Below are 26,798 nucleotides of genomic sequence, written 5' to 3'. Positions count from 1 at the left end.
GCCCTAGCCTGCGTGAAAAGCGCAGGAAGGAAACATGGCACGCATCGCGACGATCGAGACCGGACTGTTCCGGATCCCGCTGCCCGTTACGCTCTCCGATTCCATGCATGGCGAGATGGCGGCGTTCGAGCTGATCACCTGCCGCATCCGCGATGCTGACGGTGCCGAAGGCGTGGGCTACACTTACACGGTCGGACGCAATGGCGGGGCGACTGCGGATATCCTCAAGCGCGAAATTGCACCGCTCATCGAGGGCCGCGAGGCGGAGGACACCGAGGCGATATGGCATCATGTCTGGTGGGCCCTGCACTATGGCGGCCGCGGCGGGCCGGTGGTGCTGGCGCTCTCCGCGCTCGACATCGCGCTGTGGGATCTGAAGGCGCGGCGCGCGAAGCTGCCGCTGTTCCGTCTGCTCGGCGGTTTTGACGCTGCCGTGCCGTGCTATGCCGGCGGCATCGACCTCGATCTTTCCTTGGAGGCGCTGCTCAAGCAGACCGACGGCAATCTCGCCAAGGGATTTCGCGCCATCAAGATGAAGGTCGGCCGGCCCGACCTGAAATCCGACATCGCGCGCGTCTCCGCGATGCGACAACATCTCGGCGACGGTTTTCCGCTGATGGCGGACGCCAATATGAAATGGACCGTCGAGGAGGCCATCCGCGCCGCCCGCGCGCTTCAGCCCTTCGACCTCACCTGGCTCGAGGAGCCGATCATCCCCGATGACGTCGCAGGCCACGCGCGGATCATGCAGGAGGGCTGTGTGCCGATCGCAGCGGGCGAGAATCTGCGTTCGCTGTGGGAGTTCAAGAACTACATCGCCAATGCCGCGGTGTCCTATCCCGAGCCCGACGTCACCAATTGCGGCGGGGTGAGTGCGTTCATGAAGATCGCGCGGCTGGCGGAGGCCTTCAACCTGCCCGTCACCAGCCACGGCGCGCATGACATCACCGTGCATCTGCTCGCGGCCTGCCCGAACCGCTCCTATCTGGAGGCGCATGGTTTCGGGCTCGACGCCTATATCGAGCATCCGCTGGTGCTGAAGGACGGCATGGCACTGGCGCCGGATCGTCCCGGCCACGGCGTCGGTTTTGACTGGAAGGGGCTGGCGAAGCTGGCGGCGTAGGGCACAATCGCGGCCGCGAACGAGGTGCGCTCCCTCTCCCGCTTGCGGGAGAGGGTTGGGGAGACAACCCCCCAGGCGAAAGAACCCTCACCCGGCGCTAAGCGCCGACCTCTCCCGCAAAGGGGAGAGGTGAAGTGGAGCCCGCGCCACGATTGCTCCATCACCAATCATGCCGTTCATCGTTGCTGCACGCGTGCTATTCCCCCCTGCTAGATGCGTGGGTCGCAAATTTCGATATGATGGCGACAACCGACATCACTCAAGAGCCCTGCCTTGACACCCGAGCTGCACCAGAAACTGACCGCGTGGCGCCGCCACCTGCATGCGCATCCCGAATTGTCCCTGCAGGAGAAGGAGACCTCTGCCTTCGTGCAGGACAGGCTCACCGAGCTCGGCATTTCCTTCGTCTCAGGCATTGGCGGCCACGGCATCGTCGCGACGTTGATGCGCGGGCATGCGCAGAGGCGCGTCGGCCTGCGCGCCGACATGGATGCGCTGCCGATCACCGAGGACAGCGGCCTGCCCTACGCCTCAAAAACTCCCGGCGTGATGCATGCCTGCGGCCATGACGGGCATACCGCCTCGCTGCTCGGCGCAGCAGCACTGCTCGCCGCCGACACCGATTGGAGCGGCACGGTGGATTTCATCTTCCAGCCGGCCGAGGAAGGCTTTGGTGGCTCGCGCGCGATGGTCGCGGCCGGGCTGTTCGACCGCTTTCCGATGGAGCGGGTGTTCGGCTTTCACAACTGGCCGGGCCTTGCGGCCGGCACCATCGCGGTGCATGACGGCGTCGTCATGGCCTCGGGCGGGCGCATCACCATCACCATCGAGGGCCATGCCGGACATGCCGGCATGCCGCATCTGACGCGCGATCCGGTGGTGGCGGCCGGCCATCTGATCGTGGCGCTGCAATCGATCACCTCGCGCAGCGTCGATCCGCTCGACACCGCAGTGGTCTCGCTCTGCACCATCGAAGGCGGCACCGCGCCGAACCAGATCGCCGGACGCGTCGTGATCCGCGGCACGCTGCGGTACCATCGCGACGCGGTCAAGGACACCATCCTCGAGGGGATCGAGCGCACCTGCGCCGGGATTGCGACGAGCTTCGGCGTCACGGTCACGCCCGAGATCGTCTGGGGTGTGGGTGTGGTGATCAACACGCCGGCCGAAGCGGAGCTTGCTCGCATCGCCGCGGAGAAGGTGCAGGCTCCCGTGCGGCGCGACCTCGCGCCCAGCATGGCCGGCGAGGACTTTGCATTCTATCTCCAGCAGCGGCCGGGCGCCTTCGTCTGGATCGGCAACGGGGACTTGCGGGACGGTGCGGAGCTGCACGGCCCGCGCTACGATTTCAACGACGCGATCCTCCCCGTCGCATCTGGCTGGATGGCCGAGGTCGCCAAGATGGCGCTGGCGTCGAATTAGGCGCGGGCCTATTCAGGAGATCTCGCGCGGCAGCTTCCAGTCCGGCCGCGGCTCGCAAACCTCTTCCACCCGCTCGACATGATAGCCGGCAGGCAGCAGCCGGCCGCCGCCCTCCTCGTCGGCGACCGGGACGTCGGTCACCAATCCCTCGATCAAGGCGGCCTCCCACACCTCTTTCTCGGTCGGAAAGGGATCCCCGATCTGCTTGTTGCCTTCGAACAGCGCGTACATCGGTTCGGTCCTGCGTTGATCAAGCTCACGAGCAACGTATCGGCCGCGCGGACGTTCCCTCCGGCAAATGGCAACGGATGGCACGTGAAACATGGCGCGCGTTCTGATCGGCACCTCCGGCTGGCACTACGATTCCTGGCGAGGACCGTTCTTTCCCGAAGGCCTGCCGCTGAAGCAGCAGCTTGGCTACTACGCCGGACAGTTCGATACCACCGAGCTGAACGGCGTGTTTTACCGCACGCCGACGCCGGAAGCGGTGAAGGGGTGGCGCGAGCAGACCGGCCGCGATTTCGTGTTCGCCTGGAAGGCGTCGAAATTCATCACGCATTGGAAGCGCCTGTCGGACCGCTCCGTCAACAGCCTCGAGCTGATGGAGGATCGCATCTCACGGCTGGGCGGCAAGGCCGGCCCGATCCTGTTCCAGCTTCCGCCGCAATTCGAGGCGAACGCGGACCGCCTCGCCGCCTTCTTCAAGCTGTTGTCGAGGAAACGGCGCTACAGCTTCGAATTCCGTCATCCGAGCTGGTACCAGCCGCGCATCCTGCGCATGCTGGCCGACGAGAACATCTCGCTGTGCCTGTCGGATCATCACGATGCGCCGGCGCCCTGGAAGCGCACGGCGGATTTCGTCTATGTGCGCGGACACGGGCCGAGCGGGCGCTATCACGGGCACTATACCAAGGCCATGCTGGCGCAATGGGCGCGACGTATCAAATCGTGGAAGCGGCAGGGCTGCGACGTCTATGTTTATTTCGACAATGACCAGAAGAGCGCGGCGCCGGCGGATGCCCGGGCGTTGAAGCAATTGCTGTAGCGCCCGGCCACACTGCGCTGCACCTGATTGTCGCTACACCAGCGTGGGACCTCATGCCGCCGATCGCTGGGGGACACCGTCTTGCAGCGTCTCGAGCAGGCGCTGCTCTCGCTCGATCCGGCTCCGATAGAGCTGGCGCTCGCTTTCGGTCTTCGCGCTGGCCAGCAGCAGGCGATAGTGCTGGATCACCTTCTCGCTGCCGCGGATGAGGAGGTTGCGGACGTCGCTCATCGTTCCGCTCCCATCGCGGCGGAAGCCGATTGCATATTCGGCAGCGTGAACGCGGCGGGAAAAACATCGGCGGCAAGCGCCTCGAGCGCGGCCTGCTCTTCGGCGAGCCGTCGGTCGATGAACTGGCGTTCGATGTCTGAGAGCTTCGTCTTCAGCAGGCGCCGATAGCGCTGGAGGTTGCTTCGGTGCGCACGAATGCGGGCCAGATCCTGGTCGAGCATCATCGTCACTCCTGACGGTCTTTCCACGGTCCTCTTGATTTCGATATATCGAAAGACGGTTCTTCCGGCGTGAAAAATATTCCGGCTTGTCACGCTGTCAAGATGCTCCTTCGCCGCTCCCCGCCTCGTTCCGTTTGTCCGCCGGACGCGAGCGTCCGCGATCGATTTTTTTGCTCCCTCCTTGCAAGACCTTTGCGCCGCTCTAACCGGTTTTTCGCCGCGGAGTGTTCAGTGGCGGGCGTGCTCGCAGCCTTCGGATCGGCTGCGCCCTCCTGTCATGGTCTAGATGACGCCATCTCGCCGAAGCGCCGCGATCGCGGCCCCATCGTAGCCGAGCTCGGTGAGGACGAGATCGGTGTGCTCGCCCAGCGTCGGCGGGCGCGTTGCGATTTCGCCCGGCGTCTCCGACAGCCGCACGGCGGCGCGGGCGGTCGGTGCCGGCTTCGGCAGGCCCGGATAGTCGACGTCCTGCATGAAGCCGGCGGCGCGAATGTGCGGGTGGTCCAGCGCCTGTTGCGGGCTGAGGACAGGTCCGGTCGGAATCATGGCCTGGCCCAGGGTGTCGACCGCCTCCTGCGTGGTGCGCTCGGCGCACCAGCGCGCCATCCGCTCGCTGATGACGGGGCCGTTGTTGCCGCGGCTGATGTCGTCGGCAAAGCGCGGGTCGTTCAGCCACAGCTCCTCCTCGCCCATCAGCCTCGCCCAGCGCTTGAACAGCGGCTGACCCGTGACCTGGCACAGCACCCAGCCGTCCTTGGTGCGGTAGATGTCGGCTGGCGCCGCGGTCTGGCCGAGGTTGCCGGTCGGCACGCGATTGACGTTGATGACGGCCTGCTCGATCAAGGTGGCATTGGTGAAGGACAAAGCGGTTGCGAGCAGCGCGCCCTCGACGATCTGCCCGCACCCGGATTTGCCGCGCTCGATCAGCGCGGCAAGCGTTCCGAACGCGCAGTGCAGCGCCGTGCCGAAATCGACCCAGTTCACCGCGGCCCGATACGGCGGATCGCCTGCGCCGGTCATGTACACCGCCCCCGACATCACCTGCCCCACGCCATCGAAGCCGACCCGGTCGGACCAGGGCCCCGGCCCGCCGAACGCGGTCGCCGTGGTCAGAATGATGTCGGGCTTGATCGTCTGCAACGACGCGTAGTCGAGCTTCATCGCGCGCAGGGTCTGCGGCGGCAGATTGGCGACGACCACGTCCGCGGTGACAACCAGGCGGCGCATCACCTCCTGCCCCTCCTCCTTCATCGGATCGAGCGTGATGCATTTCTTGTTGCGGTTGATCTGGAGAAACAGCGCGCCTTCGCCATCTTCGCCGACCGGTGCCACGAAGCGATCCTCGCTGCCGTCGCGCTTTTCGACGCGAATGACCTCGGCGCCGAATTCGGCCAGCAATGTCGCGCAATAGGGCCCCGCGATATAGCGCCCGAAATCGAGCACGCGGACGCCTTGCAGAACTCCTCCCATCGATCGCTTCCCCCCTGATATTTGCGCTCCAAACTACAGCGGCTGGCCGCCACGGCAAAGGGAGGCCGAGCACGTTCGGCAGTGCGACCAAACGTCGGATCCGCAAAGGAGCAGAAAGCACGAGACTTGAACTCGCCCCGGCCAATCCTAAATTTTGATGCTGCCGGGCCGCGTGTTCGGCAAAACGGAACTCATGCAGAGGATTGGGAAGCCCGCGCTTTCGCGGGCGCGTAGTCGAGGGAAGTCACATGAGAAAGCTTGCTCTTGCAATCGCCGCGGCAGCAACGCTCCTCATCGGAACGGTTGCGCCGGCTTCGGCCCACTGGCGAGGCTATCATCACTGGGGTGGTCCAGGCATCGGTCCGGCCGTCGCGCTCGGCCTGTTCACCGGAGCATTGGCTGCCGCGACTGCACCGCCGGTTTATTATGAGCCGGTCTATGGTCCGCCGGTCTATTATGGACCCCGATACTATCGGACCGTCCGCTATTATCCGGCGGCGTATCCCTATTGGTATCCCTGGTGAGCTGAGATAAGGCCCGGCCTGCAACCGGGCCTTATCGCTATCTTACGTCGCCATGCCTGAACACGCCCCTGCGGATGCGAGTACCTCTCACCGCGAGCGCAGTTGGTCTGCCAGGAACAGATGGCGGCGGGAAAAGTTCTGTCGGTACGATGCAGGTCCGGATGCGTACCGGGCCCAAACGAGCGCGCTAAAAAACGCGCCTCGAGGCTACCCGGCTGCGCAACAATATCGCACCTGGCTTTCGCATGAACAAGAATGTCCGCTTCAATCTTGGGTATGCTGTCGCCGCAATCTTCGCGGTCTTCTTGATCCAGCACCTGATCTCCGCGGCCCACCAGATAGCCGTGATCCCCTTTAGCGAATACCAGCAGCTCCTGCGTCAGGGGAAGGTCGATAGCGTGGGCATCTCCGACCGCACCCTGCAGGGCACGCTGAAGGAGCCGCTGCCGGGCGGCCAGAAACAATTCGTCACCACGCGTGTCGACCAGGACGTTGCGCAGGAGCTGGAGAAATACAACGTCCGTTTCACCGGGCAGATCGAGAGCACGTTCCTGCGCGACCTTTTGTCGTGGGTCATGCCCGTGCTGCTGTTCTTCGGCCTGTGGTGGTACATCGGCCGCCGCATGGCGGAAGGCGGCGGGATCGGCGGCGGATTGATGGCCATCGGCAAGAGCAAGGCCAAGGTCTATGTCGAGTCCAATACCGGGGTCACCTTTGCCGACGTCGCCGGGGTCGACGAAGCCAAGGACGAGCTTCGCGAGGTCGTCGATTTCCTGAAGAACCCGACCGATTATAGCCGCCTCGGCGGCCGCATGCCGAAAGGCGTGCTTCTGGTCGGCCCGCCGGGCACAGGCAAGACCCTGCTGGCCAAGGCCGTCGCCGGCGAGGCCAGAGTGCCATTCTTCTCGATCTCGGGTTCGGAGTTCGTCGAGATGTTCGTCGGCGTCGGCGCCGCGCGTGTGCGGGACCTGTTCCAGCAGGCGCATGAGAAGGCGCCGGCCATCATCTTCATCGACGAGCTCGATGCGCTTGGCCGGGCCCGCGGCATCGGCCCTTTCGCCGGCGGCCATGATGAGAAGGAGCAAACGCTCAACCAGCTGCTCGTCGAGCTCGACGGTTTCGATTCGCGCTCCGGGCTCGTCATCCTCGCCGCCACCAACCGGCCCGAAATCCTCGATCCCGCCTTGCTCCGCGCCGGACGCTTCGACCGGCAGGTGCTGGTCGACCGGCCCGACAAAAAGGGCCGTATAGAGATCCTCAAGGTGCACATGAAGAAAGTGCGGCTGGCGGCAGGCGTCGATGCGGACGCCGTTGCCGCGCTCACCCCGGGTTTCACGGGTGCGGACCTCGCCAATCTGGTCAATGAAGCGGCGCTGCTGGCGACGCGCCGCGCGGCTGATGCGGTGAGCATGAGTGACTTCAACAATGCGGTCGAGCGCATGGTCGCCGGCCTCGAAAAACGCAATCGCCTGCTCAACGCCAAGGAACGCGAGATCGTCGCCTATCACGAGATGGGGCACGCCCTCGTCGCGCTGTCGCTGCCGGGGACGGATCCCGTGCACAAGGTCTCGATCATCCCGCGCGGTGTGGGCGCGCTCGGCTACACCATTCAGCGACCGATCGAAGACCGCTTCCTGATGACCAAGGAGGAGCTGGAGAACAAGATGGCGGTGCTGCTCGGCGGCCGCGCCGCGGAGCTGATCGTGTTCGGACACCTGTCCACCGGTGCGGCCGACGATCTGCGGCGCGTGACCGACATCGCCCGCAGCATGGTGACGCGGTACGGCATGTCCGAGAGACTGGGCAGCGTCGCCTATGAACGCGATCCCGGCAACTTCCTTGCCGGCGCCGACCGTCCCTATCCGGTTCGCGAGCGCGACTATGCGGAAGAAACTGCGGCCGCAGTCGACCGCGAGGTGAAAGCCATTGTCGATCAAGTCTTCCAGCGCACCCAGGGCATCCTGAACACGCGGCGGCCGATCCTGGACCGCGCCGCGAAGAAGCTTTTGGAACGGGAGACACTGGAGCAGAGCGATATCGATGCGCTGATCCACGAAATGCCCAAGGAGGGGCTGCGTGCGATTTGACCTTCATGGCGCAAGACAGCTCAAGTAGGCCGCTTCCGCCTGACCTCTGTTGATAATTCGATCATCTTCCCATTTGGCGGCGAGCCGTTCGAGAGGAGCGGCGAAGGCGAGCCTCCGCTCTTCGGCGCCTCGATCTCTATGCCGGGCTCGGCATGCCTGGCGTGCCATTCGATCAAGAGATGGCCGGCCACCAACATCACGCCGGCGCAGAACAGCGCAAGAGCCGCGCTGACAAGATCACGATAATCATCCATCCCACTAACCAGACATGCGCACCAGGCGAAGGGGGCCAACCGACCTGCCGGGCACGCGAATGGCATTCGCAGAACTCCACCACGTGCGTGGACCAAATTGGAACGAAGGCCTCAGGTTTCAAGAGGCTGTCTGCATCGGAGAAGGGGCAGGCCGCTCCTTTGCCAGTTTCAGCATGCAACATTCAAGTCGGAACCTTCCGCCGATTTTCAAATTCTAAATGCGTCCACCGGCCCGAGAGCGTCTGGGTGCCAAGTTCGGGCTCAGCGAGTGAGGCTGGTGGTGATTCTGACCATCTTGCTCGATTGAGGATTTGGACATGAAACCTGCCTGCGCTACGACCGCGCGGCCCGCCAAAATCGCCGCGCTCCCAGCTCTGCCGCTTTCGGCGCTTCTTCGCCACTCCCACATTGATCAGCAGCGCGCCCCCGATCGGCGCGAACGATGTTCGTGAGGGGGGGTGCGCGATGTTACTTGCCTCATCACTTCCCGCGATCCATTCCGAAGGCGGGCTATCCCGCTACCTAAAGGAGATCCATCGATTTCCGCTGCTCGAAGCGTCGGAAGAAGCCGAATACGCCCGGCGCTTGCGCGATTGCGGCGATCGTGACGCGGCCTATCGGCTGGTGACGAGCCACCTGCGGCTGGCAGCCAAGATTGCGCTGCAGCATCGCCGCTACGGCTTGGCAATCGCCGACCTCATCTCGGAGGCTAACGTCGGACTGATGCTCGCCGTCAAGCGGTTCGATCCGGAGAAAGGCTTCCGGCTTGCGACTTATGCCTCCTGGTGGATCAGGGCATCAGTGCAGGAATTCATCCTGAGATCATGGTCGCTGGTCAAGCTGGGCACCACCGCGGCGCAGAAGAAGCTTTTCTTCAATCTCCGCAAGCTGAAGCGCAGGCTTGGCATGGCCGAGGATGGCGATCTGCGCGCCGACCAGCTCAGATATATCGCCGATAGTCTCGAGGTGAAGGAGGACGACGTGGTCGAGATGAATGGCAGGTTGCGCGGCGACATCTCGCTCAACGTGCCGCTCAGCGTCGAGACAGAAGGCGATGAATGGCAGGATCGTCTCGTGGATCCCTCCCCCGATCCTGAAAGTCTGCTGCTGGAAGCAGCCGATCGTGAACGAAAGAAAGCTGCCCTCACGGACGCCATTGCTGCCCTGTCGCCACGGGAGCGCAGCATCATCGAAGCACGATTTTTGGACGAGCCGCACAAGACGTTGGACGCGCTCGCCGGCAAGTTCGGCATCTCGCGCGAGCGAATCCGCCAGATCGAGCAGCGCGCGTTGCAACGGATCAAGGCGAAGGTCTGCGCGGCCCTGGCCGATCCGACCCTTGCGATACATTAGATGAGCGCGAAACGGATGCTGATCGGCCAAGGCCGATCAGCATCCTCTGCAGATGTCGGGGACGATACGTTCCGCAGAAAAGTCAGCGCTTCTGCGCCCATTCTGGCGCACTTTTTCAGCATTGCTCCGAGACGTTGCAACGGAACTGGTAGCGAGCTGCCGGGCGGGCTCGGCCGAAATCCGCGCCTCTGCGCGCGGAGAGTCCGCCTCTTTGGCCTGAAGCGCATTGAGCATCCCCAACAAGGCAATGGCAGCGATAACGCCTCTCATCTCTGATCATCCTCCTTTCGGTTCGCGGCAGTGAGCGGCCGCGTGACGTCCGGAGCGGCCGGCCGGCCGCTCCGCTGTCAGCTCATGGCAGGCTGTGTTCGGACCCGATCCGGCGGCGCGAGATCGAGCCGGATGCCTGATGGTCCCAGGACCGGCGACAGCAATGTATCCACCTTCATGGTTGCATTGGCCCGCTCCCAATTCTGCCAGGGCATCGTGTCCAGGTACAGGATCGGCGGCAACGCGAGCTGTTCGAAACTGTCTGGCGCGTTCCTGACAGAACCGGGACTTTCGGCGCCGTAGGCCGCAAAGGGCACGAGGGAAAGGCCGGCACCAACGGCCAGCGCGGCGAGGTGCCGCAGCATTGTTCGGGCGTTCTCCGCGCGAGCGGAGAACGTACGATCCTTGATCATCTCATCCTCCTATCGTTCGAAAACAGATTCAATCGATCGTGACAGCTCATGGAGAACGAGCCCGGCCGCTGGGCCGGGCTCGCTCGTCTCAGAAGTCCATCGCGGGAGCGCTTGCCGCTTCCGTCTTCTTCGGCTGGTCGGCGACCAGCGCTTCGGTCGTGATGAGCAGCGAAGCAACCGAGGCCGCGTCCTGCAGGGCCGTGCGCACCACCTTGGCAGGATCGATCACGCCGGCCTGCACCATGTCCTGGTACTCGCCGGTCGCCGCATTGAAGCCCCAAGTGTAGGTCTGGTTCTCGAGGAGCTTGCCGACGATGACGGAGCCGTCCTCGCCTGCATTCTGCACGATCTGACGAGCCGGCACCTGGATTGCGCGACGCACGATATCCACGCCGGCCTTCTGGTCGGCATTGGCGGTGTTGACGCCCTCGAGCGCCTTGAGGGAGCGCAGCAGGGCCACGCCGCCGCCAGGCAGAATGCCCTCCTCGACCGCGGCCCGGGTCGCATGCAGCGCGTCGTCGACGCGGTCCTTGCGTTCCTTCACCTCGACCTCGGTCGCGCCGCCGACGCGGATCACCGCGACGCCGCCGGCGAGTTTGGCCAGCCGCTCCTGGAGCTTCTCGCGGTCGTAATCCGAGGTGGTTTCCTCGATCTGGGTCCTGATCTGCTGGCTTCTCGCCTCGATGTCCTTCTTGGCGCCGGCCCCGTCGACGATCGTGGTGTTCTCCTTGTCAATGACGACCTTCTTGGCGCGGCCCAGCATCTTCACCGAGACGTTCTCCAGCTTGATGCCGAGATCTTCGGAGATCACGGTGCCGCCGGTGAGGATCGCGATGTCCTCCAGCATCGCCTTGCGGCGGTCGCCAAAGCCCGGCGCCTTGACGGCGGCAACCTTCAGACCGCCGCGCAGACGGTTGACGACCAATGTCGCCAGCGCCTCGCCCTCGACCTCCTCTGCGATGATCAGCAGCGGCTTGCCCGATTGCACGACCTGTTCGAGCAGCGGCAGCATCGTCTGCAGGCCCGACAGCTTCTTCTCGTGGATCAGCACATAGGGGTCTTCGAGCTCGACCCGCATCTTCTCCGGATTGGTGACAAAGTAGGGCGAGACGTAGCCGCGATCGAACTGCATGCCCTCGACCACCTCGAGCTCGGTGTGGAGGCTCTTGGCTTCTTCGACCGTGATCACGCCCTCATTGCCGACCTTCTGCATGGCCTCGGCCAGGAAGCGCCCGATCTCGGTATCGCCATTGGCGGAAATGGTGCCGACCTGGGCAATCTCGTCGTTGGAGGTAACCTTCTTGGCGTGCGATTTGAGGTCCGTCACGATGGCATCCACGGCAAGGTCGATGCCGCGCTTGAGATCCATCGGGTTCATCCCGGCGGCGACTGCTTTGGCACCCTCCTTGACGATGGCCTGCGCCAGCACAGTCGCCGTCGTGGTGCCGTCTCCGGCAAGATCATTGGTCTTTGACGCGACCTCGCGCACCATCTGTGCGCCCATATTCTCGAACTTGTCCTCCAGTTCGATCTCCTTGGCGACGGTGACGCCATCCTTGGTGATGCGCGGCGCACCGAACGACTTTTCGATGACGACGTTGCGTCCCTTTGGACCGAGCGTGACCTTCACCGCATTCGCCAGTGTATCGACGCCCCGCAGCATGCGCTCGCGGGCCTCGGTCGCGAACTTCACGTCCTTGGCAGCCATTTTTGCAAACTCCTTTCCGTTCGATGACTGTCAGTGTTACGCCGCCTTCTTCAGCGTGCCGGCCTGTTCGACCACGCCGAGAAGATCGCTTTCCTTCATGATCAAGAGCTCCTCGCCGTCGATCTTGACCTCGGTGCCCGACCATTTGCCGAACAGCACCCGGTCACCGACCTTGACGTCGAGCGGCACGAGCTGGCCTTGCTCGTTACGCGCCCCCGGCCCAGCGGCGATGATCTCGCCCTGCTGCGGCTTCTCCTTGGCGGTGTCGGGAATGATGATGCCGCCGGCGGTCTTCTCCTCGGCATCGATGCGGCGCACGAGCACACGGTCGTGCAACGGGCGGAAATGCATGCACATCCTCCTTGCTAGGTTCAGCGATGTCCAAAATCCGGGTCCGGAACCGGCCCCCGGGCGGCAAACGACCTAGGAACAAAGCGATCTTTGTTCAAGGGGGCTCCGCAAAAATTTTTCCCCCGTCACACGCCGGCGCCTGCTCGCACGGTGCGGCCTGCAGCGACTGGCGACCCCAGCAAGGCTTGGCAATGGACATGATGCCCGTGCGCGAACAATTTCGACTGGCGGAGAAGTTTGCTCTAATATGAACTCCGTGCCCCAGCCAGTGCCCCCATCCATGCCGCAGCCATTCGATCGCTCCAAGGAAGATCTCGGCAACGCGATCCATTTCGAGCACGTCAACATCCAGGTCCCCGATCAGCGCCTCGCCACCCTGTTCTACGTGGCAGGACTCGGGCTGACCCGCGATCCCTATCTGATGGTGTCGGACACCAACATGTGGATCAACGCCGGACGGAGCCAGTTTCATTTGCCGAGCGGCAGGCCGCAGGTGCTGCGCGGCCATGTCGGGCTGGTCATTGCCGGCCGGAGGCGCTGCTCGCGCGGCTGGCTTCGGTCGCCAAAAAGCTAGAGGGCACCGCGTTCACCTTCGCCGAGCGCAACGACCATGTCGAGGCGGTTTGTCCATGGGGCAACCGCTTGCGCTGCTACGAGCCCGACGCCGCGCGCTTCGGGCGCATCGCGCTCGGGATTCCCTATGTCGAGTTCGACGTGCCGGTGGGATCGGCAACCGGCATCTGCGCGTTCTATCCTGAAGTCCTGGGCATGCCCGCCGACTTGCGAAACGGCGAGGGCAAGGTGGCCGCGGTGAAGACGGGCCGCGACCAGCACCTGTTGTTCCGCGAGACCGATCGGCCGCAGCCGGACTATGACGGCCACCATGTCCAGTTCTACATCACCGACTTCTCCGGTCCCTATCGCAAGCTCCTGGCCCGCGATCTGATTTCCCGCGAGGACAATCAATACCAGTACCGGTTTTGCGACATCGTCGACCTCGATAGCGGCAAGCGCCTCTTCACCGTCGAGCACGAGGTGCGCAGCGCGACCCACCCGATGTTCATGCGGCCGATGGTGAATCGCAACCCGGCGCTGACCAACCGGAACTATGCTTACGGACATGACGAGGCGGCCTGGGCGATGGGGCCGGATCAGTATGAGGGATAGGCTAAGCCTGCCGCATCATTGCCCACGGCGTAGCGCCTGCGCAGCAGGCGTACCGTTGCGGCAAGGACAGAATCACGCCGCTGCGCGCGCCGATCGCCACCTCTCCTGAAGGAGACACCACGCGCGCGCCATCGCCTATCCATCCTGGTGTCAGGCCGTTGGTTGCGAACGCCCGCTCGACCGCATCAGCTGAAATCCGCGATACGCGCATCGAGTGCGAAAATGCCTTGGTAAATTTCCGGATTCCCAAGGCGGCCAACGACATCAGGCGCCAGTTCGGCGGCCTTGTGCCAAGCGGCCTGGAGCGCCGTCTCGTCGAGAGCCTCGACCATCAGCAGGCCGGCAAAAATGCCTTCGCTCGTCCGCATACCCTTTTCGACCGTCGGAACTGAGGTCCGATCCTGATCCGTCGCACCGATCTGAACGGCGACCACGTCGTCGCAACCGGCAATGGCATTGGCAAACCCTGCCGGATCGTCCGGAGGCCGGTCGATCCGCAGCACCATCGCGGTGCCGCCTTCGCCGCGTCCGGCGCGAACTGTCACATTGCCCCCGCCGCGAACGAAATTGCCCAGCCGGGGCATGATGCGCCGCGACCAGGGCGTCGGTGAATTGAGGCGCGCCAGATAGGCCGGACCGTCCAGGACGTCAGGCGTTTCGAGCTCGTACAAGATGAAGAAGCGGTTGATATCGGCGCGCAACGCGCGGAAGACACGGCAGGCGAGAAAGCCCCGCGTCGTCACACGTTCCGTCGTATGCTCGCGGGTCAGCCAATGCCGATAATCTGTCAGGTCCTCAGACGCGATATCGCTCCAGATTGCCAGAAATCCCGCGCCGCGCATCCGCTCCTCCCTGCTCTACGCCTTGCTCCTCGGCTTCAAGCCGTGCAATGCAGCCGGAACAACGCCATCGGGCAATCGTCCGAGCCGCTGAACGGCCGCCAGAATGGCGGCGATATAGCCGTAAGGACCAAGCCCGCAGATCACGGCCGTCGACGCGCTGGACGTGATCGAATGCCGGTGCAGCTCATCGCGGGCGTGAATGTTGGAGATGTGCACTTCGATCGTGGGGCCATCGAAGATCTTCAAGGCATCGATCAAAGCAATCGAAGTGAACGAGAACGCCGCCGGGTTCATGATAATCGCATCCGCGTTGCCACGAGCCGATTGGATCAGGCCGACGAGCTCACCTTCGATATTCGATTGATGAAACGACAGCGAGACATCAAGGAGCCCGGCGAGCTCCAGGCAGCTTGCCTCGATTTCGCCAAGCGTCGTTGAGCCATAGATGTGTGGCTCCCTGATGCCGAGGAAATTGAGATTGGGGCCGTTCAGGATCATGATCCGGGTGGCCATGGGGCCGCTCCTTTCGACAGGATGTGACTAGCCACCGAACCATTTTGCCGGCTCCGTGACCAATTGGGGGAAAAGCACCATCAGAAGCAACACGGCGAGTTGCGCGATCAGGAAGGGCCAGACGCCCTTGATGACGTCCTCCATGCTGATCCGCGAGACGCCGCAGACGACGTTCAGCACGACGCCCACTGGCGGCGTTATCAGGCCGATCGCATTGTTGATGATGAACAGCACGCCAAAATAGACTGGATCGATCCCGGCCTGCTTGACGATCGGCATGAGGATCGGCGTCAGGATCAGGATAGTCGGCGCCATATCGAGCGCGGTGCCGACGATGACGACGAGGATCATGATCGCGAGCATCAACAGCGTCGGGCTGCCCATGAACGGGTGCACGAGATCGACGACCTGGGTCGCGATCTCGGCTACCGTGATGAGCCAGGACGAGACCAGCGCTGCCGCGACCAGAAACATCACGATGCTTGTGCTGAGCGCCGCCGAGACCATCACCTCGTAGAGCTGCGAGAGCTTCAGCTCCCGGTAGATGCAGGTGGCGACGAATAACGCATAGACCGCCACCACGACTGCCGCTTCGGTCGGCGTGAAAATGCCGAAACGCAAACCGACGACGATGATGACCGGCAGCATCAGCGCCCAAAATCCGTCGGACACCGCTTTCGCTATCTCACGAAAGGACTTGCGCGGCGGGCTTTCGATGTTCTCGTCACGGGCGACCCACCACCACGCAACACAAAGGCCGAGGCCGAGCAGCAGCCCGGGCACGATGCCGGCGAGAAACAGCTTCGAGATCGACACGCCGCCGGCGACACCGAACAAGACGAAGCCGATGCTCGGTGGGATGACAGGTGCGATGATCCCTCCCGCCGCGACCAGCCCGGCCGCGTACATCTTCTTGTGGCCTGCCGCGACCATCATCGGGACCAGCAGGGCGGCCAGCGCCGCAGCATCCGCCGCCGCCGATCCGGACAGCGAGGCGAGCGCGCAGGATGCCAGGATCGCGACATAGCCGAGCCCGCCCCGCACGTGGCCGACGACCGCGAACGCGATGTCCACGATTCGCCTGGCAAGCCCGCCCTTGTTCATGATTTCGCCGGCAAGCATGAAGAACGGTACCGCCATCAGCGGGAAACTGTCAGCGCCGTTGATGATGTTCTGCGCGACGATCTGGGAGTCGAATATGTCGAGGAAGTGCATCAAGGCGATGCCGCAGACGATCAGCGCAAACGCGATCGGCATGCCCAGCGCCACGGCGCCGAGGAGCGAGACTGTGAAGACGACAATCGTCATGGTGCAATCCGGCCGAGAACAGGGCTTGCGGAGCTCAGCTGTGCCCGTCGCTTTCCTTCACGGCAATGAGGTCTTCGCCGCTCGCCGCGCCGGTGACGACCTGGAAGAGATCGTAAGCGAGAATGGTGGCCGCCGAGACGCCGAAGACGAGCCCGGACGAGTAGAAGAAAAGCCCGACCGAGATACCCGACGCCGGCGCGGTGTCGCCGAAGGTCAGAACGGCTTGCTTCCAGCTTCCGAGCGTCAGCAGCCAATCGGCATAGAGCATCAGGAGGTAGCTGACCACGAAGCAGAGAATCCTGCCTCGCGGCGGCAGCGCACGCACGAGCGTATCGACGCCGAGATGTGCGTGCTGGCGCAGTGCGACGATGGCGCCGAGAAAGGTCAGCCACACCAGGAGCCAGCGCGACAGCTCCTCGGATACCGCGATACCCGAATTGAAGATGTAGCGCAGCACCACGTTGCTGAAAACGAGCACGACCATCGCAGCAAGGCAAACGGCGACCGCTGCCTTCAACACCTCGCAATAAGCGTCGAGGACCTTTGCCATTCGCTTTACCTACCGCCTCGTCACTTGATCGCGCTGCGAATGCGCGCGAGCTCGGCGTTGAAGAGCTTCACCTTGCCCGGATCGTATTCGCTGGAGAACTTCTCGATGACGGGCTTCACCGCCTCCTGCATCCGCGCATATTCCGCCGGCGCGATCTCGTTGAACTGCATGCCCTTGGCCTTCAGCTCGCCGAGCGCCCGATCGGCGGCGAGTTTGGTCTGCTCGCGCTGATACTGGACCGTCTCCGCGTAGGTGTCGCGGAACATCTTCTGCTCCTCGGGCGAGAGCTTGTCCCAGAACTTCTTGCTCACGATGATGATGTTCTGGGTGAACGTGTGGTTGGTCGCCGAGACGTATTTCTGCACCTCGTAGAATTTGTTGGACAGGATGACGCTGTAGGGATTTTCCTGACCGTCGACCGTCTTGTTCTCGAGGGCGGTGTAGAGCTCGCCGAACGCCATCGGCACCGGGTTGGCCTTGAAGGCCTTGAAGGTCTCCAAATAGACCGGGTTCGGAATCACACGCAGCTTCAGGCCGGCGAGATCTTCGAGCTTCGCCACCGGCCCTCTGCTGTTGGTGACGTTGCGGAAGCCCAGCCCCCAATAGCCGAGCGCGATCAGGTCCTTCTCGGGCAGGAGGTCCATCATCGTCTTGCCGAACGGTCCATCGGCAAGTGCGGTCGCCTGGTCGAAGGTGGCGACGCTGAAGGGGAAATCGAACAGGCCAAGATCCTTGACGACGCTGGCGAGCGAGGTGGTCGACGCCGAGAAGATTTCCTGGGTGCCGCCGCGGACGGCCGATTGCTGCTGCAATTCGTTTCCGAGCTGGGACGCGGCAAATTCGCGAATCTTCAGCTTGCCCCCGCTCTTGGCGGCCAGGACCTCGGCAAATTTCTGCACGCCGAGGCTGACGGGGTGGTCGGTGTTGTTGAGGTGCCCCCAGCGCATCGTCCGCTCCTGCACCTGCGCAACCGCAGGTAGCACGGCGAGAACTGCCCCCACCGCGATGACGGCCCAGCCCAGCATTTTCCTCTGCATGCCCACCTCCCTCGATCACGCCGCGATCTGAGGCCGCGGCTTATTGGGGAGCATAAACATAGGGTATTATCGGAGTCAAAGTATGAAATCACTTTCATCATATGAATTTCGAATTATCATATATTTGCATGGGAGACCGGACGATGCCCTTGATTGATAAAGAGGAATCAGCGATCGGCGAGGACTGCTATCGCAGAATCCGAGCTGACATCGTTTTCGGACGGCTGAAGCCAGCCCATCGGCTCAGGCTCGAAGCGCTGCGCGAGAGCTATGGCGTGAGCGTCAGCACGCTGCGCGAGATCCTGAGCCGGCTGGCGGCGGAAGGCTTCGTGGCCGCAGAAGGCAAGCGCGGCTTCGAAGTTGCCGGGGTGTCCGCCGATAATCTGCGCGAGCTCGCCGGCTTGCGGCTTTTGCTGGAGTCGCACGCCATGGCGATCTCTTTCGCCAGCGCCGACGTCGAATGGGAGGGACGCATCGTCTCGGCCCATCACAAGCTCGCCTCGACGGAGCGGCTGATGGACTCGGGGATCGGCGAGCCGGAGCAATGGAAGCGCTATGATGGCGAGTTTCACCAGGCGCTGATCTCGAATTGCGGGTCGCGCCTGCTGATGGAAACGCACAGCCTCGTCTTCGACAAATACTTCCGCTACCAGATGGTGGCTTTCCGCTATCGTGGCGCCGAGCCGGCCGAGCAGCACAGGGCACTGCTGGAATGCGCGCTGAAGCGCGACGCCGAGACGGCGCAGAAGGTGCTCTGCGCGCATGTCAACAACTGTGTTGCCGATGCGCTCGCCAACAGCGCGCTGCGCTGAAGGAGCGCACGGTGACGGCGAGGATCATCGCTGCCGACAAGGTGCAAACCGCGGTGCCGGCCGGCGACGTGCTGGGCGAGACGCCCTTGTGGTGCAGCCGCTTAAACAAGCTGTGGTGGATCGATATCGACCGCCAGCTTCATCAATCGTTCGATCCGTCGACCGGTGCTCACCGGACAACTCGCCACAATTGCCGGTTTCTCGGAAGCCAGGCGCTGGTGTCGGACGGCTCGCACATCCTCGCGCAGGATCTGGGGCTGTTTCGCTACGATGCTGCAAGCCGGCGATCGAGCCGCTTCTGCGAAGTCGAGACGGGACGCGACAATCGGCTCAACGACGGACGGGTCGATGCGCGCGGCCGCCTGTGGATCGGGACGATGGACAATGATCTGCACCGGCCGAACGGCTCGCTCTATCGCGTCGACGGCAGTGCAGCCACGCCGATGTTCGCGGGCGTCATCGTCAGCAACGGAGTTGCGTTTTCGCCGGACAATCGCACGCTCTACTTCACCGATACGCGGCGATACTGCACCTGGCAGTTCGACTTCGACCTTGATGATGGCGTGATCGGCAACAGAAGACTGTTCGCAGACTATACCGCCTCGAAAGAGCGACCGGACGGCGCCTGCGTCGACGTCAATGGCGGGCTCTGGACCGCGTTCTTCTCCGGCGGCCGGATCGTGCGCTATCGGCCGGACGGCCGGATCGACACGATCATTCCCCTCCCCGTGACCAATCCGACATGCGTTTGCTTCGGCGGTCGTGACCTGACCACCATGTTCATCACCACCGCAAGAAAATTCCTCGACCCCATGCAATTGGACCGGGAGTCCGAAGCCGGCCATCTGCTTGCCATTCACGCATCGCGCAGGGACTTGCCGAACACCGGTTCGCCGCTCGTTGATCCACGCAGCGGGGCAGGATCGGATCAAGCGGAGCTTCTGGCTGGGGCGGGAGGGATCGAACCTCCGAATGGCGGAATCAAAATCCGCTGCCTTACCGCTTGGCTACGCCCCAACTGGCGACCGGGGGCCGGCGGAAGAACTGGCTACCGCAGATTCCCTCGGGTCGCAGCCGGTCTATAGGGAGCGGGGCGGCATTTCAACCGCCTGGAGGGGCAAAATACCGCGGCCTGGGAAGACCGGCCGAAGCATCCGTGTCTCGCTCTACTCTATTAAGAGGCCCGACAACCGCCGGGTCCCGCCAGCCAGCGCCATCCCTCCCGGCCATTGAGACCGCCCCCGTTTCATGGGAATACGGCACCAATATTTGTCCACGGGAGTGAGCCATGACCTACCGCGCGCCGATCTCTGACATGCTGCTGTCGCTCAACCACGGCGCGGGCCTCAAGGCCGCCGTGGCGGCCGGCCATTACGGCGATTTCGACGCCGACATTGTCGCGGCCGTGCTGGAGGAAGCGGGGAAGTTCGCGTCCGACGTGCTGGCGCCGCTCAACCGCGTCGGCGACGAGCACGGCATCAAGCTGAGCGAGGGCAAGGTCACGACCGCGCCGGGCTGGCCGGATGCCTACAAGCGTTGGACCGAGGGCGGCTGGAACGCCGTCTCGGGCCCGGAAGGCTTTGGCGGCCAGGGCCTGCCACTCGCGATCAACGCCGCCTGCACCGAGATCTGGAGCGCCGCCAATATCGCCTTCGGCCTCTGCCCGCTGCTGACGGCCTCCGCGATCGAGGCGCTGGAGGCGCATGGCAGCGACGAGCTGAAAAAGATCTATCTCGAGAAGCTCGTCTCCGGCGAATGGACCGGCACGATGCAGCTCACCGAGCCGCAGGCCGGCTCCGACGTTGGCGCGCTGCGCACCCGCGCCGAGCGGCAGGCCGACGGCACCTATCGCATCAAGGGGACGAAGATCTTCATCACCTATGGCGAGCACGACATGACCGACAACATCGTGCATTTCGTGCTCGCGCGCCTGCCTGACGCGCCCGCCGGCACTAAGGGAATCTCGCTGTTCCTCGTGCCGAAGTTCATGGTCAACGAAGACGGCTCGCTGGGGCAGCGCAACGACATCTATGCGAGCGGCGTCGAGCACAAGCTCGGCATCCATGCTTCGCCGACCTGCACCATGACCATGGGCGATCACGGCGGGGCGATCGGTTTCCTGATCGGCGAAGAGAACCAGGGCATGCGCTGCATGTTCACGATGATGAACCAGGCCCGCCTCGGCGTCGGCCTGGAGGGCGTCGGGCTCGCCGATCGCGCCTACCAGCAGGCGCTGTCCTACGCCCAGGAGCGCAAGCAGGGCCGCGCGGTCGGCAACAAGGGCGACGGCGCGGATGCGATCTTCGTCCATCCCGACGTCAAGCGCATGCTGATGCGAATGCGGGCGCAGACCGCCGCCGCGCGCACCATCTGCTATGCGACCGCGGTCGCCATCGACGTGTCCAACCGCGCCAAGGACGCGAAGGTGCGGGCCGATGCGGCCGCACGCGCGGCGCTGCTGACGCCGATCGCCAAGGGTTATTCCACCGACATCGGCAACGAGGTCGCCTATCTCGGCGTGCAGGTTCATGGCGGCATGGGCTTCATCGAGGAGACCGGCGCTGCGCAGCATTATCGCGATTCCCGCATCACCGCGATCTACGAAGGCACCAACGGCATCCAGGCGATCGACCTCGTCATGCGCAAGCTCGCGGCCAATGGCGGCGCCTCGGTATGGACGCTGCTCGACGAGCTCTCGGCCACCGTCAGCCAGGTCGAGGCCTCCAACGATCCCAGCTTCGGCACCACGGGCACCAAGCTGCGCGAGGCGCTGGAGGCGCTGACGCGCACCAGCAAATGGCTTTTGGAGCGGGCTGCGTCCGCACCGAACGAGGCGCTTGCGGGAGCTACGCCCTATTTGCAGCAGTTCGGCGCCACGCTCGGCGGCTGCATGCTGGCCTCCGAAGCGCTCGCCGCCAAGGCCGACGGCATCACGGACGCCGCCCGCTACGTCTCGCTCGCCCGCTTCTTCGCAGAGAACATCACCGTGCAGGCGCCTTCGCTCGAGCGCACGGTGACGGAGAGCGCGGAATCGGTTGCGGCGGCGGATGCGGTGCTGCTGGGGTAGAAGGCGGCGGCTGCTGCCTGCCCCACAACCAATCTGTCCCGGCCTTCGTCGGGACGACACCGCGTTTTTGACGAGGGCCTTCCCTTGGCTCGCGAGTGGCTCGGCGCGACCGCATCGCCACCGGATGGACGTCCGGTCGGCCGATGCCAGCGAGGTCCCGGCGGGCCGACCGATGAACGTCACGACCACCGGCAACACCAGCCGCATCATCGCGAGCGTGACCGCCAGCATCGCGGAACGGAAGCCGATGCTGCCGGTCAGCGACAGCAGCTGCGGCAATCATTGATCGAGCAATCAATCAAAGGAAACGGCACCAGGCCCGATCATGCCCCACAACCAGCAGTTCTTCAAATGAAACATTGTATCCCAATGTTGTAACGCGCGACAGCGCGTAACGAGCGATGCGGCGCGCGGCCTGTGCTGACGACACAAGATCGGTATCGAAAAGCTTGAGCAGCGCATTGGCAGGCCTGCAAGATGATGTAGGCTGACCCTTCGTGAGACACGCCGAAGGCAAGCGCCGCGGCGACCGCAGGGGGCTCTCATGCCGAATGGCAATATCGTCGTCACCGAAGAGCGTGGAACGCGCGTAATCACCCTGCGTCGTCCGAGCAAGAAGAACGCGATCACGCAGCACATGTATCAGGAGATGAGCCGCGCGATCGACACCGCGCAGAACAACCCTGATATCCGCTGCATGATCATCACCGGTGGCTCCGGCGTGTTCACCGCCGGCGACGATATCGAGGATTTCCTGAAGGCCGACGCCTCGCACCCCGAAATGCTGTCGAACGGGGCCAAGTTTCTCTATTCGCTCGCCCTCAATGCCAAGCCGATCATCGCGGCCGTCGACGGCGTCTCGATCGGGATCGGCACCGTGATGCTGTTCCACTGCGACTATGTGCTCGCCTCGAACGCTGCGACCTTCTCCGCGCCCTACATCCATCTCGGGCTCGTCCCGGTCGGCGCGGCCAGCCTGCTGGTGCCGAACACGATGGGCTACCAGCGCGCCTTCGCGATGCTGGTGATGGGGCGGACTTTTTCCGCCGCGGAGGCGCATGCCGCAGGTTTCGTCAACACCGTGGTCTCGCCCGGACACACCGAGGTCGAGGCACGCAAGGTGGCGCGCGAGATCTGCCGGCTGCCGGCCGAGGCGGTCGCGACCTCGCGCAGACTGCTGCGCGCCCCGCCGGAGGAGTTGACCCGCCGCATCGACCAGGAAGCCCATTTGTTCGGCGAGCGGCTCAAGTCGGAAGAGGCGATTGCAGCGTTCAATGGGTTTGCGAACAGGAAGAAGCGGTAGGGCGAGCACTCGGCTGTCACCCTGACCCTGGAGGAGGGTCGCTCGCGCGAAGCGCGGGGCAGGGTGAGCCGCACGAAGACTCTCGCCGGGATACGAACCTCGCCAACACCTCCTCACGGGATGGTCTGTCGCCCCGCCCCGGTTCGCATTTCATGCGAGCCGACCCGCTCCCTCAAGGGGCGGGCGGGAGCGTGCGGCAGGCGCGGTGCTTCAACAAAAGAGTTTCGTGAAATCTTTGTGCGGACCGACTAATCTTGTTCCATGCGATACCCATCCATCCTTGCCGCCCTCGCTCTCGCCAGCACCCTCCCCGCCTCAGCCGAGACCGCAGCCCCGGTCGAGCTGCGCATCCTCGCGATCAACGATTTCCACGGCAATCTGCGGCCTTCGCCAGGGGGCATTCGCATCAATGATCCCGAGGACAAGGCCAGGAAGGTGATGGTGGCGGCCGGCGGCGCCGAATACATGGCGACGCTGGTGAAGCAGCTGCGCGAAGGACACAGGAACACGATCTTCGTCGCCGCAGGCGATCTGATCGGCGCGAGCCCGTTCCTGTCGGCGATGTTTCACGACGAGCCTTCAATCGAGTCGCTCTCGAAGATGGGTCTTGCGATCAGTTCGATCGGCAATCACGAATTCGACGAGGGCAAGGCCGAGCTCTTGCGGATGCAGAACGGCGGCTGCCATCCGGTCGACGGCTGCCAGGGGCCGCATCCCTTCACGGGCGCCAAATTCCACTATCTCGCGGCCTCGACCATCGAGACCGCCACCGGCAACAGCGTGCTGCCGCCGTACGAGATCAGGGAGTTCGACGGCGTTCCCGTCGGCTTCATCGGACTGACGCTGAAGGGCACCGCCGGCATCGTCTCGCCCGCCGGCATCGCCGGTCTCGAATTTCGCGACGAAGCCGAGACAGTCAATGCGCTCGTGCCGCAATTGAAGGCGCGTGGGGTGGAAGCGATCGTCGTGCTGATCCACGAAGGCGGCGAGCCCACCGGCGACTACAACGAATGTCCCGGCATCTCGGGTCCGATCGTCGACATCGTGAAGAAATTCGACCGGGCCGTCGACATCGTCGTCAGCGGCCACACCCACCGCGCCTATGTCTGCGATATCGATGGACGCCTCGTCACCAGCGGCGACAAATACGGCACGCTGGTCACCGCGATCGATCTCAAGCTCGATCCCGCAAGCCGCGACATCGTCAGCGCCAGGGCCGAGAACGTCGTCGTCGCCAATGCCTCGCTTGCGAAAGATCCGGATCAGACCGCGCTGATCGAGGCCTACGACAAGCTGTCGGCGCCAATCGCCAACCGGCCGGCCGGATCGGTGACCCAGACGCTGTCGCGCATTCCGAACGAGGCCGGCGAAAGCGCGCTCGGCGACGTCATTGCCGATGCGCAATTGCTTGCAACCCGCGATGCCAAGGACGGCGGCGCCGTGATCGCGCTCACCAATCCCGGCGGCATCCGCACCGACATCGTTCCCAAGGAGAATGGCGCGATCACGTTCGGCGATGTCTTCGCCAGCCAACCGTTTCGCAACCGCCTCGTCACCATGACGCTCACGGGCCGCCTGCTCAAGGACTTGCTCGAGCAGCAATGGTTGGACCCGAAGCGGCCACGGATCCTCCAGGTGTCGAACGGGTTCAGCTATGCCTGGGATGCGGCGAAGCCATTAGGCGAGCGCGTGATCACCGACAGGATGAGTCTCGGCGGCAGGCCGATCGAACCTGGAAGCGGCTACCGCGTCACCCTCAACGATTACCTCGCCGTCGGCGGCGACGGCTTTACCGTCGCCAAACAGGGCACCGCGCCACAATATGGCGGTTACGACGCGGACGCGCTGTTCGCGTTCTTCCGAGCGCATGGGCCGATTGGACCGCTGCCGCCTACCCGCATCCTGCGCGTGAATTGATCCGGATCGAACGGGACGGCCCGGGACGGCCCATTGCCGTTGCCGCCCAAACGCCTAGATTTGGGTTTTGCATTTGCGTTTTGGCGCCGGATGCGCCAAGCGACGCCAAGAGCCCGCATCCCATGAGGCCGACCTGATGAGCACGCTTCTCCTCTCCCACAAGGCCTGCCTCGACCACGTCACGCCGCCGGGACATCCTGAAAGGCCGGATCGCCTGCGCGCGGTGGAGGAAGCGCTGTCGCACGAGCGTTTCCAGTTTCTGGTGCGCGACCAGGCCCCGGAGGGCGATCTCGATCTGGTCACGCTGTGCCACAACGAGCATTACGTCACCGAGTTGCGCCACATCGCGCCGACCAGCGGCCAAGTCTACATCGACGGCGACACCTCGATGTCGCCGGGCACGTGGGAAGCGGTGATGCGCGGCGTCGGCGGCGCGGTCGCGGCAACCGAAGCCGTGATGACGGGCCAGCATCGCAACGCCTTCGTCGCGGTGCGCCCGCCCGGACATCACGCCGAGATCGGCAAGCCGATGGGCTTCTGCTTCTTCGACAATGTCGCTATCGCGGCGCGCCATGCGCAGCGCAAATACGGCATCAAGCGCGCGGCGATCGTCGATTTCGACGTGCATCACGGCAACGGCACGCAGGACATCTTCTGGTCGGACCCGACCGTGATGTACTGCTCGACGCACCAGATGCCACTGTTCCCGGGTACCGGAGCCAAGAGCGAGCGCGGCGACCACGACACCATCGTCAATGCGCCGCTCGCGTCGGAGGACGGCGGGCCGGAATTCCGTTCCGCGTTCGAGCATTTGATCCTGCCGCAGCTCGAAAAATTCAGCCCCGAGCTGCTCATCATCTCAGCAGGTTTCGACGCGCATTACCGCGACCCGCTCGCCTCGCTGAACCTGCGCGCCGAGGACTATTCCTGGGTGACGCGCAAGCTGATGGACCTCGCCGACAAGACCGCAGGAGGCCGCATTGTTTCGGTGCTCGAGGGCGGCTATGACCTGCAAGGACTGAAAGAATCTGTTACGGCGCATGTCGGTGCCCTGATGGGCGCATGACGCACCCGCCACATTAAGCCCGCAAAAGTCTGCTTTTTCTCATGTGAAGCGAACCGGGCAATCGGAAACGGATATGGCCGAAAATACCCAAATCGACGTCTCCAGGCTCACCTTCGAGCGCGCGATCGAGGAACTCGAAACGATCGTGAAGCGGCTCGAAGACGGCAAGGTGCCGCTCGAGGAATCCGTGACGATCTATGAGCGCGGCGAGGCCCTGAAGCGCCGCTGCGAGGATCTACTGCGGCAGGCCGAGGCGCGCGTCGACAAGATCACCACCGATGCCAGCGGCCAGGCCACCGGCACCGCGCCGCTCGACGTCCAATAAGCCAAAGGCTTCCCCACGGTTTCTGACCCGGTCGGCCCTGTAACAGGGCAGGTTGGAGCGTAGCTGCACCTTTCGTGATCGCACCCTCGCCGTTCCACGAACGTGACGGTTCCAACCGGTGCGGCCGGTACCAGATTCCTACCCTGAGAGACCAAAAAGACCCGATTCTGGCCAAAAAAGCCCGCGAAGGACCCGGCAGGCCCGGAACCCTGCGTCACGGGCCGCAGTTAACCACTCCGGCCCGCCGGTTGCACCTGCATACCCCCAATCGGCCCAGCGGGTTGGCTTTGGCCAAAGGTTTGGTGTAAAGCTGCGCGGAGTGTGGCTTTTTGTAAGCCTTGCGTGGGCATCGATTACCGACGACAAGGGCTTCAAACTGCTAAAGAAATGGGCTGAGACGGGCGAAGCCGATCTAAGTG

Annotated in this window: 25 protein-coding genes, 1 tRNA gene and 2 pseudogenes; 14 read left to right on the top strand and 14 right to left on the bottom strand. The window is 63.9% G+C overall.

Annotated features, from left to right (window positions below; genetic code table 11):
* Positions 1-34 precede the first annotated feature (34 nt).
* Complete coding sequence (locus tag IVA87_RS06820; RefSeq protein WP_247303169.1) at positions 35-1,123, top strand: mandelate racemase/muconate lactonizing enzyme family protein; 1,089 nt, start codon at positions 35-37, stop codon at positions 1,121-1,123.
* Positions 1,124-1,396: 273 nt separating this feature from the next.
* A complete protein-coding gene (locus tag IVA87_RS06815) occupies positions 1,397-2,545 on the top strand; it encodes an amidohydrolase (RefSeq protein WP_247333054.1) in 1,149 nt (382 codons plus the stop codon).
* A gap of 12 nt (positions 2,546-2,557) precedes the next feature.
* Here IVA87_RS06815 and IVA87_RS06810 read toward each other — a convergent pair whose 3' ends face one another.
* Positions 2,558-2,776, bottom strand: coding sequence for a hypothetical protein (locus IVA87_RS06810; RefSeq protein ID WP_247279216.1), 219 nt, complete (start codon positions 2,774-2,776; stop codon positions 2,558-2,560).
* 91 nt (positions 2,777-2,867) lie between these two features.
* Here IVA87_RS06810 and IVA87_RS06805 point away from each other — a divergent pair, with 91 nt between their 5' ends.
* Complete coding sequence (locus IVA87_RS06805; protein ID WP_247303174.1) at positions 2,868-3,590, top strand: DUF72 domain-containing protein; 723 nt, start codon at positions 2,868-2,870, stop codon at positions 3,588-3,590.
* Positions 3,591-3,641: 51 nt separating this feature from the next.
* Here IVA87_RS06805 and IVA87_RS06800 read toward each other — a convergent pair whose 3' ends face one another.
* The 3 genes from IVA87_RS06800 to IVA87_RS06790 all read right to left on the bottom strand — a co-directional run bounded on the left by IVA87_RS06800 (position 3,642) and on the right by IVA87_RS06790 (position 5,512).
* On the bottom strand, positions 3,642-3,821 hold the full coding sequence (locus tag IVA87_RS06800) for a hypothetical protein (RefSeq protein WP_247279214.1): 180 nt from the start codon (positions 3,819-3,821) through the stop codon (positions 3,642-3,644).
* Positions 3,818-4,042, bottom strand: a complete 225-nt coding sequence (locus IVA87_RS06795; protein WP_247303396.1) for a hypothetical protein — start codon at positions 4,040-4,042, stop codon at positions 3,818-3,820. The genes IVA87_RS06800 and IVA87_RS06795 overlap by 4 nt, the downstream gene beginning before the upstream one ends.
* A gap of 282 nt (positions 4,043-4,324) precedes the next feature.
* Positions 4,325-5,512, bottom strand: a complete 1,188-nt coding sequence (locus tag IVA87_RS06790) for a CoA transferase (RefSeq protein WP_247303176.1) — start codon at positions 5,510-5,512, stop codon at positions 4,325-4,327.
* A 248-nt stretch (positions 5,513-5,760) separates the two neighbouring features.
* Here IVA87_RS06790 and IVA87_RS06785 point away from each other — a divergent pair, with 248 nt between their 5' ends.
* Positions 5,761-6,036: a hypothetical protein gene (locus IVA87_RS06785; protein WP_247303177.1), complete on the top strand. Its 276-nt coding sequence runs from the start codon at positions 5,761-5,763 to the stop codon at positions 6,034-6,036.
* A 245-nt stretch (positions 6,037-6,281) separates the two neighbouring features.
* Complete coding sequence (gene ftsH, locus IVA87_RS06780; protein WP_247303178.1) at positions 6,282-8,123, top strand: ATP-dependent zinc metalloprotease FtsH; 1,842 nt, start codon at positions 6,282-6,284, stop codon at positions 8,121-8,123.
* A gap of 20 nt (positions 8,124-8,143) precedes the next feature.
* Here ftsH and IVA87_RS06775 read toward each other — a convergent pair whose 3' ends face one another.
* Positions 8,144-8,377 carry a hypothetical protein gene (locus IVA87_RS06775; RefSeq protein ID WP_247303179.1) on the bottom strand — a complete coding sequence of 78 codons (234 nt, stop codon included), beginning with the start codon at positions 8,375-8,377 and terminating at the stop codon, positions 8,144-8,146.
* A 465-nt stretch (positions 8,378-8,842) separates the two neighbouring features.
* Here IVA87_RS06775 and rpoH point away from each other — a divergent pair, with 465 nt between their 5' ends.
* A complete protein-coding gene (gene rpoH / locus IVA87_RS06770) occupies positions 8,843-9,730 on the top strand; it encodes an RNA polymerase sigma factor RpoH (protein ID WP_247303180.1) in 888 nt (295 codons plus the stop codon).
* A 347-nt stretch (positions 9,731-10,077) separates the two neighbouring features.
* Here the strand turns inward: rpoH and IVA87_RS06765 are convergent, their stop codons facing one another.
* The 3 genes from IVA87_RS06765 to groES form a co-directional block, all read right to left on the bottom strand.
* The gene (locus IVA87_RS06765) at positions 10,078-10,413 is read right to left on the bottom strand and encodes a hypothetical protein (protein WP_247333053.1); all 336 of its coding nucleotides are present in this window, start codon (positions 10,411-10,413) and stop codon (positions 10,078-10,080) included.
* Between the two features lie 88 nt (positions 10,414-10,501).
* Entirely contained in the window at positions 10,502-12,121 is a 1,620-nt protein-coding gene (groL, locus tag IVA87_RS06760) for a chaperonin GroEL (protein WP_247303182.1), read from the bottom strand.
* A 36-nt stretch (positions 12,122-12,157) separates the two neighbouring features.
* Positions 12,158-12,472, bottom strand: a complete 315-nt coding sequence (gene groES, locus IVA87_RS06755; protein ID WP_247279209.1) for a co-chaperone GroES — start codon at positions 12,470-12,472, stop codon at positions 12,158-12,160.
* A gap of 280 nt (positions 12,473-12,752) precedes the next feature.
* Here groES and IVA87_RS35290 point away from each other — a divergent pair.
* A pseudogene (locus IVA87_RS35290) lies at positions 12,753-13,639 on the top strand (hypothetical protein).
* A gap of 185 nt (positions 13,640-13,824) precedes the next feature.
* Here IVA87_RS35290 and IVA87_RS06740 read toward each other — a convergent pair.
* Genes IVA87_RS06740 through IVA87_RS06720 form a run of 5 tightly spaced genes read right to left on the bottom strand, consistent with a single transcriptional unit; the run spans position 13,825 to position 17,889 of the window.
* Positions 13,825-14,481: a hypothetical protein gene (locus IVA87_RS06740; RefSeq protein ID WP_247303185.1), complete on the bottom strand. Its 657-nt coding sequence runs from the start codon at positions 14,479-14,481 to the stop codon at positions 13,825-13,827.
* A 15-nt stretch (positions 14,482-14,496) separates the two neighbouring features.
* Positions 14,497-14,994, bottom strand: coding sequence for a type II 3-dehydroquinate dehydratase (locus tag IVA87_RS06735; protein ID WP_247303186.1), 498 nt, complete (start codon positions 14,992-14,994; stop codon positions 14,497-14,499).
* A 27-nt stretch (positions 14,995-15,021) separates the two neighbouring features.
* Positions 15,022-16,302: a TRAP transporter large permease subunit gene (locus IVA87_RS06730; protein ID WP_247333049.1), complete on the bottom strand. Its 1,281-nt coding sequence runs from the start codon at positions 16,300-16,302 to the stop codon at positions 15,022-15,024.
* 34 nt (positions 16,303-16,336) lie between these two features.
* Positions 16,337-16,852 (bottom strand): TRAP transporter small permease, encoded by a 516-nt coding sequence (locus IVA87_RS06725; protein ID WP_247303188.1) that lies wholly within the window; start codon positions 16,850-16,852, stop codon positions 16,337-16,339.
* 20 nt (positions 16,853-16,872) lie between these two features.
* On the bottom strand, positions 16,873-17,889 hold the full coding sequence (locus IVA87_RS06720) for a TRAP transporter substrate-binding protein (RefSeq protein ID WP_247333047.1): 1,017 nt from the start codon (positions 17,887-17,889) through the stop codon (positions 16,873-16,875).
* Positions 17,890-18,032: 143 nt separating this feature from the next.
* On the opposite strand from IVA87_RS06720, the gene IVA87_RS06715 reads away from it, so the two are divergent.
* Together IVA87_RS06715 and IVA87_RS06710 are read left to right on the top strand one after the other, a co-directional pair.
* A complete protein-coding gene (locus IVA87_RS06715) occupies positions 18,033-18,701 on the top strand; it encodes a GntR family transcriptional regulator (protein ID WP_247303190.1) in 669 nt (222 codons plus the stop codon).
* A pseudogene (locus tag IVA87_RS06710) lies at positions 18,602-19,438 on the top strand (SMP-30/gluconolactonase/LRE family protein); the annotation flags it as partial. The gene IVA87_RS06715 and the pseudogene IVA87_RS06710, both read left to right, overlap by 100 nt.
* Positions 19,439-19,643: 205 nt before the next feature.
* Here the strand turns inward: IVA87_RS06710 and IVA87_RS06705 are convergent.
* Positions 19,644-19,718, bottom strand: a tRNA-Gln gene (locus IVA87_RS06705).
* A 271-nt stretch (positions 19,719-19,989) separates the two neighbouring features.
* On the opposite strand from IVA87_RS06705, the gene IVA87_RS06700 reads away from it, so the two are divergent.
* From IVA87_RS06700 to IVA87_RS06680, 5 genes are all read left to right on the top strand, one after another.
* Positions 19,990-21,768: an acyl-CoA dehydrogenase gene (locus tag IVA87_RS06700; protein ID WP_247303191.1), complete on the top strand. Its 1,779-nt coding sequence runs from the start codon at positions 19,990-19,992 to the stop codon at positions 21,766-21,768.
* 544 nt (positions 21,769-22,312) lie between these two features.
* Positions 22,313-23,071 (top strand): enoyl-CoA hydratase-related protein, encoded by a 759-nt coding sequence (locus IVA87_RS06695; RefSeq protein ID WP_247303192.1) that lies wholly within the window; start codon positions 22,313-22,315, stop codon positions 23,069-23,071.
* A 261-nt stretch (positions 23,072-23,332) separates the two neighbouring features.
* A complete protein-coding gene (locus tag IVA87_RS06690; RefSeq protein WP_247303193.1) occupies positions 23,333-24,988 on the top strand; it encodes a bifunctional metallophosphatase/5'-nucleotidase in 1,656 nt (551 codons plus the stop codon).
* Positions 24,989-25,124: 136 nt separating this feature from the next.
* Complete coding sequence (locus IVA87_RS06685) at positions 25,125-26,054, top strand: histone deacetylase family protein (RefSeq protein ID WP_247303194.1); 930 nt, start codon at positions 25,125-25,127, stop codon at positions 26,052-26,054.
* Positions 26,055-26,127: 73 nt separating this feature from the next.
* Complete coding sequence (locus IVA87_RS06680) at positions 26,128-26,379, top strand: exodeoxyribonuclease VII small subunit (RefSeq protein ID WP_008551229.1); 252 nt, start codon at positions 26,128-26,130, stop codon at positions 26,377-26,379.
* Positions 26,380-26,798 lie beyond the last annotated feature (419 nt).

Origin of the sequence: Bradyrhizobium sp. 147, from assembly GCF_023073935.1 — a bacterium.
Lineage (GTDB): Bacteria > Pseudomonadota > Alphaproteobacteria > Rhizobiales > Xanthobacteraceae > Bradyrhizobium.
Note: the sequence above shows the minus strand (reverse complement) of the source record. Positions and strands in the feature narration are given on the sequence as shown.